Below are 17,705 nucleotides of genomic sequence, written 5' to 3'. Positions count from 1 at the left end.
AAACGTATGGAAAGTGTAAAAAAGAAAGAGTATTTTTTAATTAATATGCAATTATACATATTAATTACATATAATTATATTATATGGTATTTTTAATATATTTTCACCGAAAAAGTTTGCGCTACCACGAAATATTACTAACATAAACCAAAATATGTTCTCTTATATTTTTAAACAAAAAAACGTTACTTATTAATTAAACCAATTGAAAATCTCGAAATAGAGACTATTCATATAACCACAAATACTCCTTCTACCTGTACAGCGTATAGAATACTAAAAAGGAACTAGCCAGTACTACTATACATGGCTAGTTCCTTTTTCCCCACTAATAGAAGAAAGTTTCCAACCCTCAGTCGAAAGCTCTCTTCTCCTGCTTACTTGAAACCACTCCATATCTTTGGTCTTACATCGTACAGAGCTCTATTAGGCACTGACCGCTTCCAAACTTCGCTAGAGGTTCTATTCCAGCAAAAAAACGCTTTTTAAAACTCTTTTACAACACTAACTTATCAACTAAACCAATTAACTCTTGAATATCTGGCTTACTTACTTGAGCATTTGCTCCTACAGCTTCACCTTTATGGAATAATTCATTTGTAATTAATGAAGAGAAAATAATGACCGGTAAACGATTCATTATTTCACCATCCTTAACCACTTTCGTTAAATGATGTCCATCCATTTTTGGCATTTCAATATCAGTAATTAGCAAGTGAATGTGTTCAAACATTTTTTCCCCTTGCTCTTTCGCTAATTTTTCAATTTGTGCTAATGCTTCCGCACCATTGCTGAAGAAGTTCATTTTCGTATATCCAGCTGATGATAAAGTTTCTTCTAGTATTTGGCGAAGCATTGCTGAATCTTCTGCAATATAAATAACTTTTTCAGCACGATCTGTTTTTTGTTCTAAGCCTGAAAGTGATTTATTGTCATAACCAGTACCGCTAATTTCACATACAATTTTTTCATAGTCTAATAGTAAAATAATTTTCCCATCTAGTTTTACAATGCCAGATGTCGTTTCTTCTAGTCCCATTGATAAGGAAGCTGGTTCATCAATTTGTTCCCATGAAATACGTTGAATACGATGTACTTCGTCAACGCGGAAAATAACTTTCATTTGGTTTAATTCTGAGATGATGAATTTCGTTTGATCAAGTGGCTTTGTTGATTTTAAATTAAGAGCCGTTGCTAAGTTAATAACAGGTAAAATTTCACCACGTACTTGAACAACACCTTCAACTGCATGATGAGATTCTGGCACAGTTGTAACAGGGAATGGATTAATGATTTCACGTACTTTCATTACATTGATACTAAATAGATTTTCACCAACAGTATATGTGACAATCTCTAATTCATTTGTTCCACTTTCTAATAAAATACTTTGTGCTTGTGACATAAAGGTGTCGCTCCCCTTCCATTAATTCCGTATATTTAATTATTAAGCTTTATAAAAGAGAAAAAGTCAACTACCTATATGAAAAATATAGATAGTCGAACAATTTATTTACGCTTAATCTTGTATAAATGAAGCAAGTGCCTCTAATAACACTTCTTGTGCCCCTACAATTTCTGTCGGCATTGCTTCCCATTTTTTTGAAAGTTCGGTTTCTACTCTCATTCTTAACTCTTGATTCATTTCTTCGAGTACATATTGTTTCGTCGCTATATCAACATCAAGTAACGCGAGTGCATATAGTTCTGGATCGTTTATTTTTTTAAATAATTGTTTTAATATAGCCGGCGCTATATGTTTTAATTTTTCAATATGAATTTCCTTATCCGAAAATAGTAGCTCGTATTGAATAAACGCAACATTTTCTTTAATTACTTTAAAATAGCAATTATTTTTTTTATCATTCACAAAATAACCGTTCGGATCTGCGATAATACTCTCTACTTTACGAATTAGATCTGGCAAACTACTCGCCGCCATTACAGTCCGCTGCTCAACCTCACTTGGCGAAATGAATGTAACGCGATACTTATTCTGCGCCATCCTCCTCACCTCTCCTTTTATAAAAATGTATCCCCACAAACTATCCAAAAGGCACTGGTTTGCTATGAGACAATTATCTTATCTCCAACCAACCATCACAGTACCTCTCCATAGCACTACTCTTACAACTACAAGCCCCTCAGAACCATAGTTGTTATCCATACTATACTACAATTCGCTTATCTCTTATTAAACTACCTTGGTAACACTTCATACCGCTGTTTCCACAACGTTCGAGCACCCTTATAAGCACTTAAACCCTACCACATCTCTCAAACCATTAAAAGGGCTTTTAAGAGCTTTTAAGTAACTCGATATTATTGAACCAAAACGCAATTTGCTGATCCGTTATCCCTGATAACGTAACAAAAAACTCACGGCACTTCATCTCGTCCTTAAACAGTTGATACTTCCAAACTCCATCACTACCAACACTTACGAAATAAAACTCATGAATACGGCCAATGATGGCTTCCTTTTCACCAAATGAATACGGAGGCACTTGCTTAATTTCAAATTGATCCGGTAAATATACATGCTCTTCTCGTTCCATTTTTAGCACTTGCTCGGCAAGTTCACGTTTATTTTCGAAAAAAGGCAATTGTAAAACTCGCTCTTGTCTTGTCATACGAATAAAAAACCCTTTCTACTACATTACAAGTTTTCTTTATAATATATTATCGAATTAAGTTTACAACTTCATTTAATACTTCATCTGACACTTTAATTACTTTCGCATTTCCTTGGAATCCACGTTGATACAGCATTAAGTCAACGAACTCAACAGATAAATCTACGTTGGCCCCTTCTTGCGCGCCACCACGTACTTTACCTGCACCGTTTTGACCAGATGCACCAAGTGCTAAAATACCTGTTGTATTCGTCGCTGTATAGTTACCATTACCTGTTTTCATTAGACCGCCTTCGTTCGGGAACATCGCAACAGCTAATTGGCCAGCAGATTTCATACTTCCATCAGAATATTTTACCATTACATATCCACCGTCAGCAATGAAGCAATCTTTAACCGTCGCTGCTGCTCTACCATCTACGTCTGTTACTGATAATGTTTTATCTGTTGGATGGTTTGTTAAATGACTTAAGTCTAAATTTATAGAGCCGCCATCAAATGGAATATTGGCTCTTTGCTCTTTCGGATTAGGATTTCCAACAGCATCAAATGTCATATTACCACCTGCACCTTGAACATCCTTAAACTCTGTTTCTTTTTTCGAGTCATTACGCATCTGTACTTTATATGTATAATTATGTTCGCTCGTTTGTTTAAACTCTACACGCATTGTCCATGTATTCCCCGCATTATCATATACAGGTAAATCTTGTGTAATTTGTTTTTCACCAGTTGGAATATTCCCTTTAATTGTCCCTTTCGATGTTCGAATACCACCAATTGCTGTTCCCATTGGAATTTGCAACGGTCCTGGGATTCCAGATAAATCAACTTCACCAGTTGCTTCATTTGCAGGATATGCAAATACATATTGACCTTCAGTATTCGTAATATAGTAATCTGAGGATATCCCAAACGTACCTTTACGAGTAAATTCCATATTTCCGCCTTTTGAATCACCTACAACGAAGAAACCATTACCTTCCATTGCTGCTTGTGTTTTACCACCAGTTAACGTAATTGTACCATCACTATAATCTGTAACCGTACCACTCATTTTCACACCGTTACCAATACTTTTCGGATTCGTTCCTGCGTATTTACCGTCACCTTTTGCACCAATCGAATTGTTATATAGTAAATCATCAAACATTGCTTTTTGTTTTTTATAACCAACTGTTTGTGCATTAGCAATATTATTTGAAGTTACACTTAATGCATTTTGTGTTGCATTCATTCCTGTAATACTTGTATATAACGCTTTAATCATAACGTATGGACACTCCTCATGAATTTGTAGTTTTTACTTCTTCAGTTGTTTTTTGCTCTTCTTTCTTGACATCCTCTGGATTCGTTTCTCCAATCGGTTTATCAGACACTCTCTCAACGAAACGAAGAGATACGACTTTATTATTAATAATGAGCTGTACATCATTATTCTCTGCAAGGCGAACCGTCTCTACTTGACCAGTTACTTTGTTTCCGTCGCCGTCAACACCTCTTACGTACTTCCCTAAAAACTTCATACCGCCATCAAGCGCTGTCGAATACATCGTCGTTCTTAAAGAGTCAACTGCTTTTGTCATATTTTGCACTTGCTCCATAAGAGATAACTGCGCTGTCTGGTTCATCATTTGATTCATATCCATTGCATTAAATGGATCTTGATGTTGGAAACTTGATAAAAACAATTTTAGGAAGTCATCTTTCCCCATTACCCCAGGAGTCTTTTGTGCTCCTGCTGAAACTCCGTTTGTTTGTTGAACTGGCGATTGTACACCATTCACAGATGCGTTTTTTGCTTGCGCTCCTGCTTGTAACGGAATATGATTTGTACTCGTTGTATTTAACCCAACTGTTGGCACGCTTTATTCCTCCAATAATCCCGCAAATTCTTTTGATTGTTGTTTCTCATGTTGCGTACTTGCTAATTTCTGCTTTTGTCTTTGTTCTTGTTCTCGCTGTTCTTTACGGTTTTCATCTTTATCCGAATAGCTAATTTGAATATTAATTTCTTTTTCTTTTAGCTTTAGCCTCAATTCATCAAAAATGATTTCAACACGTTTTTTTGCATCGTGTTTTTCCATTTCTACATGCACATCAATTTGGTCGCCATGCTTTTTCATAAATACAGTTAACGTTCCAAATTTTTCTGGATTTAGCTGGAATAAAACACGTTCTTGTTTCACTACAAATTTTTGCAATGCTTCTACTTGCGCTTCCATTTTCTTTCCTAAGTCAGGTAATGTAACCTTCTCAGCGCCACTATTTGATTTTCCGATTTGATCAGTACTCGTCGCTTTATTTAATAACTCCGCACCCGTGGAACTCGAATCACTTAACGAATCGACTTCTGGCAACTCTACCTTCACATCATCGCTCTCTGATTTCAGAAGATCTACATCTTTAGACTCTTCTTGTTTTTTTGCAATATTACAAGTTTCTGTCTCTACAACTTTCAAAGCCTGCATCATTTGCTCTGGCATCTTCACTTTGTCTAACACCATTTGCATTGTATCTTCTAAACATATAGCATTTTTAATATTCATATTTGAAAGGAGCTCTTGTAATTGTTGTAATTCACCTGCGGGTAATTCGTTAAGTTTTATATTTCCATATTCTTTATACAGCTCTTGTATTTTTTGTATGTATTGATATAACAATTCTGGTTGCACACGTAATTGCTCAATTGCAACCATTTGCTCAGATACAGCTAATAACAACTGTTCTGTCTCTTTTTTTTCTTCTTTCTTTACACTTGGTTCTTCTTTCGTTACCGATGGTTTAGAAAGATTATATTCTTTTTTCTCTTCTTTTGGTGCTTCTTCTCGTTTCGTTTTCTCCGTTTTCGGCTGCTGTTTATTTTCCATTCTCAACGTACGATCAAATGAAGAATTTTCATTTTTCGATTGTATTTCTAGCCCTTTTTCTTTTTGCGGAGGTAAACTTTGTTGCACCGGTAATACAGACTGTATCACTACATTCACCTCATCCATTCATACACATTTTTAAATCAAGAAGCATTTTTTCTTCTAGCTTTTCTTGCACTTTTGCAAGCTTCTTACAATCTTCTTGATACATTTCATCAATGACACGTTCTTTTTCTTTTACTTGCTCTAAAAGGCTTTCATTTTTTTGAATAAAACCTTCTGTTTTTTTAATTTTTCGATTCCATTCTTCTATTCTTTCAGGTGAAAACGTATGTGAAGAAAGCATGCCAGCCATAATACGTTGACCAGTTTGTACGACTTTGCTACGTGATTTCACAACGTATAAATCATATTCTTTTTTTTGTTCTATTTTTCTTTTTTCAGCTGTTAGTTCGTACACTTCTTTTAAAATATGTTCTTTTTCTTGATTTATTTGCAATTTTATCGTGTCGTACTGCTGTTTATCCACCTGTTTTCATAGCCCCTTCCTATTATAACGCTCTCTTTTTCTATTATATAGTTTTTTTCCAAAAAAATCTGTGAAATATTAAAAAACAAAAAAATAAGACCCCTTTAGTAGAGGCCTTATACTATATGGTGTATCGCTTGAACGATATCATCAAATTGGAAACTATCCGATCGACCTTGCTTTAAAAACGTATTTATATCTTCTACTTTATTTTTACATTCAAAAATATAAGCATTTTCTTCATTTTCTTGAATCGTCCCTAATTTAAAGTACAATTCATTTTCTTTATAAATAGATAAGATTTTTCTCATTTCATTTGCAAGTTGCCAATGGTTAGGCGACACAATTTCTTCCATAATCCTACTTACTGAATCTAACACTGAAATGGCAGGATAATGACTAAGCGTAGCAAGCTCACGCTTTAATACAATATGTCCATCTAAAATACCACGTGCTAAATCTGGTACAGGACCGTTTAAATCGTCTCCATCAACGAGTACGGTATAAATACCTGTTATAGATCCTTTTTGTGTTTTACCAGATCGCTCTAACAACTTCTTCATATAACTTTCCATTAACAGTGTTTTACCACCAATCGGTAACTCTTTCACTGCAATATCAACACTTCGGCGCGCATCAGCAAAACGAGTAACTGAATCCATCATGAGTAGTACGTTATTGCCTTGATCACGGAAATATTCAGCAATGGATGTGGCAAGCTTTGCCGCGCGAAGTTGCATCAGATGGCTTTCATCTGACGTCGCTACAACAACAACGCTTTTCCTCATACCTTCCTCGCCTAATTCTTTTCGAATAAAGTCTTTTACTTCTCGGCCACGTTCTCCTACTAAACTAATAACGTTAATATCAGCTTTTGCATTTTTTGCAATCATTCCAAGTAAAGTAGATTTACCAACACCTGATCCAGCGAAAATACCAATCTTTTGACCGATACCAATTGTTAGCATAGAATCAATTGATTTTATTCCCGTTTCAAATACATCAGTAATCTCTTCACGCTCAAATGCATGAATAGGGGGGGCATCTAATTTTATTTTCTGTAGTGGAATGTTTTCAGCGTTCTCATTTAACACTTCACCATTCGCACTTAACACCTTTCCAAGTAAATGATCACCACGAGGTACAACAACATCTTCTGCAATTAATGTAACTGAATCCCCGTAACATACTTTTTCTGTCTGTCCAAATGGGAGTAACATATTATTCTCTTTTTCAATCGCAATTACTTCACATAAAACATTATGTTCTCCAACGAAACAAACATCGCCAATTTTTGCTTTCGGTCCTTTCGCTACGAAAAACTGTTCTTGTACACTATGAACTTTACCAATTTTCGTATAAAACGGTGTGTCGATAAACGTATTCCACTTATTCTGTTCATTTATGAGCTTGTTGTTCATACATTTTGCTCCTCAAACAACTTCTCTTCTTCCCATTTCTGACGAAGCTTCGCAAATATAGGTGCAAATTTAAATTCAAAAAACTCTTTCTCTTCCTCCAAAACAAATTCACCGAACTGCAGGGAGAAATCATATTTCCATTCTACTAATTGTAGTAACCAATACTCTTTCGTATTTTCCTTCTCTTCTTGAATACGTTCAAACGTTTCTGGATGTACTGTTATTATTAATTTTTCAAATGAAGTAGGCAACGTTTGAACGATGCCAGTTAAAATTGGTAACACATCAAGTAATCGCGAATCTACCGCTTGGTTTACGATTTTTTCTGCTAGATGAAAAGATTGATCCCACAATAACTCTGTCCATTCGTATGCTGTTTCCTGTTGTTCTTTTTGAAACTGCATACGTGCTACTTCCATCTGTTCCATTTGTTCATGAATATGCATTTGAAATTGTTCTTTATCTTGTACTAGCTGCTGACGCTCTCGTTCTAGCATTTGCTGCCCTTGTCTTAACTGATTCATTTCCATATGTAATGATTCTTGCTGGGCGCGAAGCTCTGCATGATCAGCTTGTAATTCTTCCTCTTCTATTTGGACTGAAGCTGGTTTTGGAAATTGTAATTCATACGTTTCTTCAGAAAAAGAAACAGAATTCTTCGGAATTCTGTTTTTAAATAAGGACATCCCCTTCACCTCTTTGAACGATAATTCTTCCTTCTTTTTCTAGCTTTTTAACTGTACCTGTAATCGTTTGCTGCGCTTTTTCAGCATCCGTCATCTTAAGCGGTCCTAAGCCATCTAATTCTTCTAGAATCATCTCTTTACGGTTTGAAGACATACATGTAAATAATTTCTCTTTAATTTCTTCTTTTGCAATTTTAAGTGCTTTCGCAAGAACACCGTTATCTGAAATTTCTTCCAATACACGGCGAAGCGCAAGATCTTCAAGACCAAGTAAATCTTCAAAGACAAACATATTTTCTTTAATTTTCTCAGATAACTCATAATCGACTTCATCCAGCTTTTGAAAGACTGTTTTTTCAACACCTCGTGAAACATTATTTAAAATGTTCACGATCGTTTTCAAGCCATCTGTTTTATTAATTGCACTAAATGCCATATTATTTAATTTCGCTTTTAACAACTCACCAATTTGATTAATTAATTCACCATCAACTTGTTCTAGTTTTGCAATACCCATTACCGTCTCTACTCGTTTATGATCTGGCAATCTCTCAATTAATTGAGAAGCAAGTTGCGGTTTAATGTAAGAAGCAATTATCGCAATCGTCTGTGGTGATTCATCATTGAGCACTGTAAGAAGTGGTTCTAAATCTGTAAGTGAATTTAAGAACTCAAACGGATTATCTTTGTTATACCAAAGATCTTCCAATAATTTTTCCAGCTCGTCTTCGGGCATGTTTTTAAATATGCGACGAATGTACTCTTTATCTGGAGTGACTAAGTTTAATTCTTTTACATTTAATTCATATAAGAACTCCCCTAGCACATTTTCTAACGTTTCTGGTTTATATACACGAAACTTCGCAATTTCACGAAGTAATACTTCTTTTTCCTCAGCTGTCATATATTCAATGACTTTTGCTGCCACCCCTTCGTCTAATGTACGAATGAGGATGGCAGCTTTTTCTTTGGAGGAGATTTCATCTAACATCGTTGTTCCTCCCTTACTGTCCGTTTAACCATTTTTTAATTACTTTTGCAGTACCTTCTACATGTTCTTTCGTAGCTTCCTGCACTTGATCATCTAACGTTGGTTCTTTCGGTCCTTCTGGTTCCGGTGTTGGCTCTGGCACTATTTTTTCTTCAGGAATTTCCAGAATACTTTCATTACTTGCGGCAATTTCCTCTTCGGCTAAGTATTCTTCATATTCCTCTTCTTCTCTCTTTTTCTTACGTCTTGCTAAGAAGAACCATACTAGACCAATTAGTGCTAACAAGCCAGCTGTAATTCCACCGAATAACCACCAGTTCATACCACTTTTTTCCGGCTCTTTCTCTTTTTCAACTTTCGGCTGGTCGAACTGAACAGTTACAACGTTAACTTGACCGTTTGTAAAGTTTCCATTCGGATCAACTTGAAGCCCAGCTGCTGTGCCAATCGCTTCTTTGAAAGTCGTCATATCAATTTTTCGTTTTACTAACGTATCATTATCTACCCATACAACAACATTTGTTTTCGTTAATTCTGGATGTTTCTTAATTGTTTCAACTGTTTTATCTATTTCATAGTTTTCAATTTTGTTACCATTTTTATTATCATAGACAACTTTACCGTTTTGATTATTGTTCGTACCGTAGTTTGGCACGTCACCGTTCGCTGTAATACCAGCACCTTGCTTCGTATCTGCTCCTTCTTGTGCAGTAGAGCTTTCCTCTTGCTCTTGTTTACTACGAAGCACACCTTTATCACCATATTTTTCTGATTGACGTGTAACCTCATCGTAGTTTACAGAAACTTTCGTATTCACTTTATATTCATTTGACTTAAACATCGTCATTAACGTTGCGTCAATATCTTGCTTTAATTTACCTTCAATTTGATGCTGCATCTCTACTTCTTTTTCATAAGAAGAGGAACTGTTAGAGTGCGCTTCATCTGCTCCTTTTGAGATGATACCTTTTTTACTATCAATAACACTTACTTCTTCTGCTTTCACGCCAGGAACTGCCGCACTAATCATTTGCTGTATACCAGCAACTTGATCAGCTGTTAATAATTGTCCACGCTTCACACCAACAGTAATCGCCGCTGTTCCCTTTGCTTTTTCTTCATCAAAAATTGTTTCTTTTTCAGGTAATGTAATTTGAACATTTGCCGTTTCAACCGTCGCAAAATTTCGTACAATATCTTGCTCCAATTGTTTTTTCGTACCGACAATTTGCTTCATTTTTTTATCTTGCTCACTTGACCCGAGCGAGCTTTCTAATAATATTTCCTCGCCGCTCTTAGAATTAAACGGTAAGCCCATTCCATTCATTTCTTTTCGAACCCATGGAGCATCATTCTTTTGCACACGAATTGAACCATCGGCCGCTAATTGGTAATCGACACCTAACTTCGATAATTCTGCTGTAATCTCTTGCTTATCTGCATCATTTAAATTTTGATATACAACAACATATTTATCTGGCAAGGTGAAGTATAAAAGTGCTCCTGTTACAACCGCTAAAAGCGCAGCACCGATTACTAACTTATGCCACGTTTTTAACGATTGGATAACATTTTTTATCTTTTCCATTTAAACACACCCGTCCACTTTCCTAAATTTGCATATTAATTAGTGACTTATAATTTTCAATAAGATTATCACGTACGAGAGCAGCCGTTTTCATTTGAGATTCAGCTTTTTTTTGCTGAATTAAAACGTCATGTGTTTCTCCTACCCCTTTTGTTAATAAATCATATACTGCTGTTTGCGCATTATTTTGCGTTTGATTCATATCTTCCAATAAATCAATAAACTTTTTTCCCGGAGCTACAGAAGTTTCCGAAGTTTTCGGTGCACCAATTGACTGAATTGCTCCAAATGGCTGTGTATGTAACATTGGTTGAATTTTCATATCCCTATCTTCCCCCTTATCCTCGTCCAATTTCTAAATCTTTATCGAGCATTTTTTTGTTCGCATTTAATACACTTGTATTTGCTTCATACATTTTTTGAGCAACCATAACATTCGTCATTTCAGCAGTTACATCAATATTTGGATAACGTACATATCCTTCTTCATTTGCATGCGGATGCGTCGGATCATACACTAAGTTTTCCGTTTTGTCTGCTTCAATACTTTTTATTTTCACTCCGTTAGTAGGAGCCCCGTCTAACATACTTGCAAAACTATTATTTGATTCTAGCACCACACTACGACGCTCATATAAATCTGCCCCCGGAGCGGCTGTCGTATTCGCATTTACAATATTGTTTGAAGTAACTTCCATCCACTTTCTCGCTGTCGTTAGTCCTGAGCCACTTGCATTCATTGCCTGAAACATCGTTGTCTCTCCTTCTACCTTTAACGTCCACGTGCCGCTTGGTTAATTGCGTATTGTGTATTAATTGCATTAATTGAAATACCGTATAACTGATTTGCTTTCATTAAATCTAGCATTTCTGTCGTTACATCCACACTATTTCCATCTTGATTCTTTTGCATTGATTTCGTTTGAATCTTTGCATACGTATTTTTCATATTTACTGTCGGTAAGTGCATTTCATTCGTTTGATATAAATCTGGATTGCTCTTTAAATCAGCCGCATTGTTCTTATATAACGCACTGCTCTTACTCATCTGCTCAGCAAATGTTACATCTTGTGCTTTATAGCCAGGTGTATTCGCATTTGCAATATTACTAGAAACAGTATTTCGTTTCGTTACTAAATAGTTCATATAATGGCTTACATCACTCACTAAATCTGGCATATTCCACACCCTTCCTTTTCTACCTTAATGATCCACTGATGGAAGTTTCACTTCATTATTTATTTTATTATATGTATTTATTAAAATATTAACTATTATGTACCCTTACATATTTTATTCCATTTTTCCATTGTTGTCTTTAGAAAAATACAAAAATATAAAAAGAATACAAAAAACTGTATACAGACAGTGATCCGTGAACTATTTTCATATATGAACTACACATTAAAGTTCATTTTTATATTATTTAGATTACTACTATTTTTTCATTACATTCATAAAATGAAACCTCAATCAGCGGAACTATTTACTTAAACAAAGGAATGGATCCCCTTTAAAAAGGGGAAATCCATTTGTAAACTGTATTATTAATATTTACCGTAAAATGAATTAGCTTTCATTCGTCCATCATTTGTCATAATCATTTCTTCCAAAATCTTTTGCTTATCTCGAATATGCTGCGCTGCCTTAATAATGAATGGACTTACTTCTGCTGCAACTTGCGCACGCGTTTCTTCATCCAATGTCATCATCCAGCGATTTAACATCTCACTCTTCTCAGCAAACTCTCCATCTGACACTTGCAATTCACCGATTTCATTAAAACAGCCGACAAACGTCCGATAAATATCATTGTTCATTTTCAAGTGCTCCGCGGTAACCGTCTATTAAATCTTGTAACACTTTCACAATCGCATCCATGTCTTTTGCTTCACGCGTTACTTTCATCGTCTGAATTTGAATACTAATCCAATCGTATAAACCATAAAGACTATCATATAAGTCTTTCGTAATTTCAGGGTTCAATTGAAGCTTCAATTCTTCAAAAATACGTTCTAACTTTTCAAGAAGCGCGTCTCCTTCTTGTAGTTTAAAAGTATGTAAAAGCTCTTCTAAATTACGAAACTCTACAATACATCTTTCATAGATAAAAATTGTATTTTTAATCGGATTACTCGTCATAATATCATTTTGCATATAACGTTGCCATGCTTGCATACCATCACTTCCTTAACTTTCATTAATCATCACTTTTTTGTTTTGTCATTGCTTTAATTGTTTTTAGCTGGCTATCAAGCGCCGCTAATGTACTTTCTAATTTTTGATACTTCTTCACAATTTCATCTTGCTTTTGCAAGTTTTGCGTCTCGATATCTTTAATCTTTTTATCTAAATCACTTACACGTGAGTCAATATTTTTTACTCTCTCACCGACTACACCTTTATCACCAAATAGTTTATCAAGTGGCTCTTCCATCATTTTTCCTAAACCGTTAGAACTAAAGAAAAATTGCTTCGCTGCATCAGGTTTTTCTTTTAATGCTTGTGTTAATTTTTCATCATTAACTTCCATCGTTCCATCTTGCTTTAATTGAATACCAAATGTGAATAAATAATTACCATCTTGAGAAAATGTTACGACATTGTTCATCGCTTGACGTACACTTTGCATAATGGCTTGACCTTGGAAAGCCCCACCTTTTCCGGCAAAGATATCTACCGTACTAACAGCTTTATTATAATCCGCAACCATCTTCTTAATAACATTCGATGCATCTGTTACGTTTGAGTCATTTACTGTAAATTTTAGGTCTATACCTTTTGTTTTTGGATCTGGTGTTGTGCCAGCATCTGGTGTCCCTTCCACTTTTGGCTCAGTTACCTTTAATAATTCAATTTTCACGCCTGGAAGAGCCTCAATTGTATTGGTAAAGCTTTCAGCTGTGATACCATTAATACTATATTTAGCATTTTGCGCTTCATTGATTACATTAAGCGCTACTCCATCCGCATTAGCTAAACCAATATCTTGAAATAGTGTAGATGTGTTCCCCTCAAACTTAATTACTCCATCTGTTCCTTCTTTTTTCGAGGTCATGAACATTTTATTTCCAAGTGTATAAGCTGATACGCCATAATCTCCATCATTAATCTTATTAATTAAATCTTTATATGTCATATCAGTTGTTACTTTTAATTCTTTACCGCCTAGTTTTAATGTTTCATCTTTAGGAAGCTTTGCATTTATATCTGTAATGTCATTTGAAGCTATTTGATGACGCTGCGCTAGCTGTGTAATTGTCATATTAAAAGTTCCTGCAATCGCACCACCATCAGCTTTTACATTTATATAACCGTCTTGTGTTGTCGTTACTTTTTTTTCATTCCCTTTAAAAGCCGCTAAGTTTTTAAATGTTTGTGTGAAAGAACTAAATTCTGATTTTAAACTTGTATATAATAATTTATCATTTGTAAGGTCGTTCTTTTCTTTCGTATACGGTGTTTTCCTCATATCTAACGCATTCATTTCTAATTCGACGAAGTTTGAAGTATCGATCATATTATTTCCGAGATTCCAAATTTGTTGTCTACCACCAATACCTGTCATCGTTGTTCCTGCCATTTTTCTCACTCCTTATTAATTACATGTAGTCTAAAATACTCGTTTTACTCATCGTGCTAACTGCTTTAAGCGTCGCTTCATACGTCGCATTTATATACGCTAAGTCAGAAATTGCTACCGCTAAATCGACATCCTCAATTTCTTTACGATTTTCTTGAAGCGCTAAATTTTGCTCGCTTAAAATTGTTTTAAATGTTTCCATTGTGTTCATTGTTGAACCAACTTCAGTTGTACGGTTAATGATGCCATCTAAGTTTTTCTTATTTTCTCCTAATAACGGTTGTAACGCTTTTTGGTCACCTTTTTGCATCGCTTCGCTCATCTGTTTTAACGTTTTTATAACCGGAGATAATAATGCTTCTCCGTTACGAAACGCTTTTAATTCATAACCGTCATTTAGTTGCCAATTTACATCATTTTTTCCACCTTGGTATGTACCATCTTCTGTAAATGGTTGCTTCTCCGCACTATCACCACCGAAAATATAACGACCTTGCTCTTTCGTATTCGCTAAATATACAACTTGTTTTAAAATTTGATCAATCTCTGCACCGATGGCTTTCAATTCTTTTTCACCATTTGGCTCATTTAATGCCTGCACCGTTAATTGATCTGCTCTCGTTAAAGATTTAAAAATACCTTGTAAAGTATTCTCAGTTTGTGTTAATACATTTTTCGAATCGGCTAAATCTTTTTGCATTTGTTCCATATTTGCCAATGAATGTTGAATTGCAAATGATTTACTTGCTGCAAGTGGGTCTTCACTCATAAGAAGGTTTTTCTTCCCCGAAGTTACTTGATTTCGATGATATTGCTGTTGCACGTTCAAATCCATTAACTGATTCTTTGCCCAGCTTGCATTTTGAAATGTAGATACTCTCATCTCTCTCTTCTCCTTTATCTATATTTGAATTGGCGTTAAGAAGAATCCACAGCTTCCTATCGCTATCCTCTTAACTCACTTAACCTTCAACTATTTTATATTTCTAGTCTCACATCGATTGGGCCAATGATAGGCATTGAACGCCTCTACCATCCGCAGGTCCTCTTTCTAACCATAAAAAAGAGGAGATTTCTTTTCTAATTCGTATTATCTAATAATCGAAAATAGACTATCAAACACTTCATTCATCGTAGTAATCGCTTTAGAGTTCGCCACGAAATATTTTTGGAAGGCCATTAAATTTACCATTTCCTCTTCCATATTTACCCCTTCGACACTCATTTTTTCTTGCTGAATACCTTCTAATAAGTCTCCATGAATTTTTTGATAAGCATTCACTGCACTTTTATCAGAAGCTACACCTACTATGAATTGGTCTAATGCTTGTTTATAAGAAAGGCCTTCTTTATAATCGCCATCTGTAATTGCTGCTAGTTTATTTGCTGTTTCAGCAGATATTTTCATTTTCGAAATATCTTTTGCAAATTCTGGATTTAACTTCATATCTTTCGCATAATCGCCAACGAAGAAATCTTTTCCCATCACTGTATTCACTTGATTTTTCACTGAACTCATTAAACCTTCAAGGTTTTTTTTATATTCAACAATCTTCGCTTTCGTATCAATCGCTGATTTTATCGCTCCGCTAGTTACAGAGATTTCTGAGCCATAAATCTCAACTGACATTGGGTCTTTTTCTTTATTTAATTGAAGTGGATATGTATCTTGTCCATTTACTGTTAAAACACCATTCATTCTAACACTCGCGATATTAGGATTCATAGATTCATAAGATACTTCTATATTGGCATACTTAGACATCTCTGTAACGATGCGATCACGTTCGTCTAACAGTTGATTCGGTACTTGTGTGCCTGCTTGTCCAATTTTTTTATTCGCTTCTGCTAAACTTGCGGCAAGACGATTAAATTCATTAACATGTGCTTCAATATCTTCTGTAGTCTGTGCTTCCACTGTATCTAAGTTTTTCGCAAGACGATTTACTTGGCTTGTGAACTTCCCAGTTTCAGAAATTAATGTATCGTAGTAATTTGGTTGTTCTGGATTTTTTGCCACTTCACGAAAAGCATTAAAGAAGCCGTCCATTAAACTAGATAATGAATTTTTTCCTGTCGTCCCTACCATAGACTCTACTCGTGATAACGTTGAATTCATGTAATTATAGTAAGAGAGTTGTGATAATTGATCATTAAACTGTTTCGTCTTCACTTCATCAGTAATACGATCGACACCTAACGTTTGTACACCGTATCCAATTCTCTGTTCTGGCGTATGACCATTGCTTGCTCCAACAGATCCGTAATTCACCATTTGACGCACATAACCCGGTGTATGAATGTTAGACAAGTTTTGTTTCGTTGTTTGTAACCCCATTTGAGCCGCTAACATACCCGATAGCGGTGTATTATAATCAGATAATCTCATAAAGCTTCACTTCTCCTTTACAATAGTTCATTCATAAAGATTTGCGAATTATTGTTTCGCTCCAAATTATATTCAGAAACGGAATCCACAATACTTTCTGTAGTTTTTAATAGTACGTTTAAGTAATATTGATTTTTTAAAAGAATCATTTTTACATTCTCTTCTAATTCAACTACGTTTTTTTGTATTTTTTCCATTTTTTCAATTTCTTCATGGGAAAAATACGAAAATAATGCACTCACGCGAGCTGGTTCAACGCCCTTTTCTTTACAAAACTGAACAACCATTTCTTCAAATGCGCTCGATAATCCTTTTAAACCATCAATGTACTGCAATTGCTCTACTTGCAACTTTTGAACTGCATTTACATTTTTATGTTTTAAATTCTCATATATTTGTTCTCCAAGCGTTTGAATGTTTTCATATGCTTTTTGAATAATAACGAGCTTCTCATATAATTGTATGTACATATAGCTTCCTTCCTTTTACAAGACTAAATTTACAATTAAACCGTGGATTTCTCCAATTTGATTTAACATTTCTAAATGTCCAGTTTTTGTATTAATTAAGTTCATCACATCTTCTAATTCATTTAATCCCATTTCTGCTTGTTTCACAATCGTCATTTTCTGTGAATATCCGTAACGCGGATGACGAGACATAACGTCTTTATATTGCAATACATTATCTACGTAAAAATTCAAAAATGATTTCACTGTATTTTTGTATTCCATGACATTATCAAGCGTTAATTCCATTTCAATTTTCTCTTTTATTTCTCCAATATTATCGACAAACGCTTCCATTTGTTCTAGCAATTTATCTTTTTTCGGATCTGCATGCAAATTATCCGAAAATGCAAGTCCTGTCCTGACATTTGCTTCTTTCGGCATTTGAGTAGCAGGCGGTATATGCGATAAAATTGGATTATGCGAGATAGAACGTAGCATATATATCACCTATTTATTTTTTTATTTCTTCCTAAACTTAATCGTAAAATCCAGTTATTTA

Annotated in this window: 21 protein-coding genes; all 21 read right to left on the bottom strand. The window is 34.9% G+C overall.

Features of this window, described 5'->3' with window-relative positions; translation table 11 throughout:
- Positions 1-496 precede the first annotated feature (496 nt).
- Positions 497-1,405: a chemotaxis protein gene (locus JDS81_RS05570; RefSeq protein WP_000075949.1), complete on the bottom strand. Its 909-nt coding sequence runs from the start codon at positions 1,403-1,405 to the stop codon at positions 497-499.
- 114 nt (positions 1,406-1,519) lie between these two features.
- Entirely contained in the window at positions 1,520-2,005 is a 486-nt protein-coding gene (locus tag JDS81_RS05565) for a hypothetical protein (RefSeq protein WP_000068315.1), read from the bottom strand.
- A gap of 292 nt (positions 2,006-2,297) precedes the next feature.
- On the bottom strand, positions 2,298-2,633 hold the full coding sequence (locus tag JDS81_RS05560) for a DUF3964 family protein (RefSeq protein WP_000198189.1): 336 nt from the start codon (positions 2,631-2,633) through the stop codon (positions 2,298-2,300).
- Between the two features lie 49 nt (positions 2,634-2,682).
- Positions 2,683-3,906, bottom strand: a complete 1,224-nt coding sequence (locus tag JDS81_RS05555) for a flagellar hook protein FlgE (RefSeq protein WP_000588325.1) — start codon at positions 3,904-3,906, stop codon at positions 2,683-2,685.
- Positions 3,907-3,922: 16 nt separating this feature from the next.
- The gene (locus JDS81_RS05550; protein ID WP_001143458.1) at positions 3,923-4,501 is read right to left on the bottom strand and encodes a flagellar hook assembly protein FlgD; all 579 of its coding nucleotides are present in this window, start codon (positions 4,499-4,501) and stop codon (positions 3,923-3,925) included.
- A gap of 3 nt (positions 4,502-4,504) precedes the next feature.
- Positions 4,505-5,614, bottom strand: a complete 1,110-nt coding sequence (locus JDS81_RS05545) for a flagellar hook-length control protein FliK (RefSeq protein WP_000616448.1) — start codon at positions 5,612-5,614, stop codon at positions 4,505-4,507.
- A gap of 10 nt (positions 5,615-5,624) precedes the next feature.
- Positions 5,625-6,035: a hypothetical protein gene (locus tag JDS81_RS05540; RefSeq protein WP_000360857.1), complete on the bottom strand. Its 411-nt coding sequence runs from the start codon at positions 6,033-6,035 to the stop codon at positions 5,625-5,627.
- Between the two features lie 116 nt (positions 6,036-6,151).
- Positions 6,152-7,456 (bottom strand): flagellar protein export ATPase FliI, encoded by a 1,305-nt coding sequence (fliI, locus tag JDS81_RS05535; protein ID WP_001060540.1) that lies wholly within the window; start codon positions 7,454-7,456, stop codon positions 6,152-6,154.
- The gene (locus tag JDS81_RS05530; RefSeq protein ID WP_000051701.1) at positions 7,453-8,142 is read right to left on the bottom strand and encodes a FliH/SctL family protein; all 690 of its coding nucleotides are present in this window, start codon (positions 8,140-8,142) and stop codon (positions 7,453-7,455) included. The genes fliI and JDS81_RS05530 overlap by 4 nt, the downstream gene beginning before the upstream one ends.
- Positions 8,129-9,133: a flagellar motor switch protein FliG gene (fliG, locus tag JDS81_RS05525; RefSeq protein WP_000883355.1), complete on the bottom strand. Its 1,005-nt coding sequence runs from the start codon at positions 9,131-9,133 to the stop codon at positions 8,129-8,131. The genes JDS81_RS05530 and fliG overlap by 14 nt, the downstream gene beginning before the upstream one ends.
- A gap of 13 nt (positions 9,134-9,146) precedes the next feature.
- A complete protein-coding gene (locus JDS81_RS05520; RefSeq protein ID WP_000411360.1) occupies positions 9,147-10,721 on the bottom strand; it encodes a flagellar M-ring protein FliF C-terminal domain-containing protein in 1,575 nt (524 codons plus the stop codon).
- A 22-nt stretch (positions 10,722-10,743) separates the two neighbouring features.
- A complete protein-coding gene (gene fliE, locus JDS81_RS05515) occupies positions 10,744-11,043 on the bottom strand; it encodes a flagellar hook-basal body complex protein FliE (protein ID WP_000701668.1) in 300 nt (99 codons plus the stop codon).
- A gap of 16 nt (positions 11,044-11,059) precedes the next feature.
- Positions 11,060-11,473 (bottom strand): flagellar basal body rod protein FlgC, encoded by a 414-nt coding sequence (flgC, locus tag JDS81_RS05510; protein WP_000484909.1) that lies wholly within the window; start codon positions 11,471-11,473, stop codon positions 11,060-11,062.
- A 20-nt stretch (positions 11,474-11,493) separates the two neighbouring features.
- Positions 11,494-11,901, bottom strand: coding sequence for a flagellar basal body rod protein FlgB (gene flgB, locus JDS81_RS05505; RefSeq protein WP_001113112.1), 408 nt, complete (start codon positions 11,899-11,901; stop codon positions 11,494-11,496).
- A gap of 368 nt (positions 11,902-12,269) precedes the next feature.
- Positions 12,270-12,542 (bottom strand): hypothetical protein, encoded by a 273-nt coding sequence (locus JDS81_RS05500; protein WP_001058081.1) that lies wholly within the window; start codon positions 12,540-12,542, stop codon positions 12,270-12,272.
- Positions 12,532-12,900, bottom strand: coding sequence for a flagellar export chaperone FliS (locus tag JDS81_RS05495; protein ID WP_001149518.1), 369 nt, complete (start codon positions 12,898-12,900; stop codon positions 12,532-12,534). Before JDS81_RS05495 ends, JDS81_RS05500 begins: the two co-directional genes overlap by 11 nt.
- Positions 12,901-12,922: 22 nt before the next feature.
- Entirely contained in the window at positions 12,923-14,305 is a 1,383-nt protein-coding gene (locus tag JDS81_RS05490; protein WP_097954675.1) for a flagellar hook-associated protein 2, read from the bottom strand.
- Between the two features lie 19 nt (positions 14,306-14,324).
- Positions 14,325-15,188 carry a flagellar hook-associated protein 3 gene (locus JDS81_RS05485; protein WP_001266434.1) on the bottom strand — a complete coding sequence of 288 codons (864 nt, stop codon included), beginning with the start codon at positions 15,186-15,188 and terminating at the stop codon, positions 14,325-14,327.
- A gap of 207 nt (positions 15,189-15,395) precedes the next feature.
- Positions 15,396-16,694, bottom strand: a complete 1,299-nt coding sequence (flgK, locus tag JDS81_RS05480) for a flagellar hook-associated protein FlgK (protein WP_097837900.1) — start codon at positions 16,692-16,694, stop codon at positions 15,396-15,398.
- 17 nt (positions 16,695-16,711) lie between these two features.
- Positions 16,712-17,164, bottom strand: coding sequence for a flagellar export chaperone FlgN (flgN, locus tag JDS81_RS05475; RefSeq protein ID WP_097954674.1), 453 nt, complete (start codon positions 17,162-17,164; stop codon positions 16,712-16,714).
- A gap of 15 nt (positions 17,165-17,179) precedes the next feature.
- A complete protein-coding gene (locus tag JDS81_RS05470) occupies positions 17,180-17,644 on the bottom strand; it encodes a YaaR family protein (protein WP_000946323.1) in 465 nt (154 codons plus the stop codon).
- Between the last annotated feature and the right edge of the window lie 61 nt (positions 17,645-17,705).

It is taken from the genome of Bacillus cereus group sp. N31 (assembly GCF_016483245.1).
Classification (GTDB): Bacteria; Bacillota; Bacilli; order Bacillales; family Bacillaceae_G; genus Bacillus_A; species Bacillus_A toyonensis.
The sequence above is the reverse complement of the archived record's forward strand: the minus strand, read 5'-3'. Positions and strand labels throughout refer to the sequence as shown.

What these genes read in the sequence shown, in the direction of transcription:
- flgK (WP_097837900.1), bottom strand. Translation starts at nt 16,694, where the DNA reads ATGAGATTATCTGATTATAATACACCGCTATCGGGTATGTTAGCGGCT.
- flgN (WP_097954674.1), bottom strand. Translation starts at nt 17,164, where the DNA reads ATGTACATACAATTATATGAGAAGCTCGTTATTATTCAAAAAGCATAT.
- JDS81_RS05520 (WP_000411360.1), bottom strand. Translation starts at nt 10,721, where the DNA reads ATGGAAAAGATAAAAAATGTTATCCAATCGTTAAAAACGTGGCATAAG.
- JDS81_RS05485 (WP_001266434.1), bottom strand. Translation starts at nt 15,188, where the DNA reads ATGAGAGTATCTACATTTCAAAATGCAAGCTGGGCAAAGAATCAGTTA.
- JDS81_RS05565 (WP_000068315.1), bottom strand. Translation starts at nt 2,005, where the DNA reads ATGGCGCAGAATAAGTATCGCGTTACATTCATTTCGCCAAGTGAGGTT.
- flgB (WP_001113112.1), bottom strand. Translation starts at nt 11,901, where the DNA reads ATGCCAGATTTAGTGAGTGATGTAAGCCATTATATGAACTATTTAGTA.
- JDS81_RS05495 (WP_001149518.1), bottom strand. Translation starts at nt 12,900, where the DNA reads ATGCAAGCATGGCAACGTTATATGCAAAATGATATTATGACGAGTAAT.
- flgC (WP_000484909.1), bottom strand. Translation starts at nt 11,473, where the DNA reads ATGTTTCAGGCAATGAATGCAAGTGGCTCAGGACTAACGACAGCGAGA.
- JDS81_RS05570 (WP_000075949.1), bottom strand. Translation starts at nt 1,405, where the DNA reads ATGTCACAAGCACAAAGTATTTTATTAGAAAGTGGAACAAATGAATTA.
- fliE (WP_000701668.1), bottom strand. Translation starts at nt 11,043, where the DNA reads ATGAAAATTCAACCAATGTTACATACACAGCCATTTGGAGCAATTCAG.
- fliG (WP_000883355.1), bottom strand. Translation starts at nt 9,133, where the DNA reads ATGTTAGATGAAATCTCCTCCAAAGAAAAAGCTGCCATCCTCATTCGT.
- JDS81_RS05530 (WP_000051701.1), bottom strand. Translation starts at nt 8,142, where the DNA reads ATGTCCTTATTTAAAAACAGAATTCCGAAGAATTCTGTTTCTTTTTCT.
- JDS81_RS05500 (WP_001058081.1), bottom strand. Translation starts at nt 12,542, where the DNA reads ATGAACAATGATATTTATCGGACGTTTGTCGGCTGTTTTAATGAAATC.
- fliI (WP_001060540.1), bottom strand. Translation starts at nt 7,456, where the DNA reads ATGAACAACAAGCTCATAAATGAACAGAATAAGTGGAATACGTTTATC.
- JDS81_RS05490 (WP_097954675.1), bottom strand. Translation starts at nt 14,305, where the DNA reads ATGGCAGGAACAACGATGACAGGTATTGGTGGTAGACAACAAATTTGG.
- JDS81_RS05560 (WP_000198189.1), bottom strand. Translation starts at nt 2,633, where the DNA reads ATGACAAGACAAGAGCGAGTTTTACAATTGCCTTTTTTCGAAAATAAA.
- JDS81_RS05555 (WP_000588325.1), bottom strand. Translation starts at nt 3,906, where the DNA reads ATGATTAAAGCGTTATATACAAGTATTACAGGAATGAATGCAACACAA.
- JDS81_RS05470 (WP_000946323.1), bottom strand. Translation starts at nt 17,644, where the DNA reads ATGCTACGTTCTATCTCGCATAATCCAATTTTATCGCATATACCGCCT.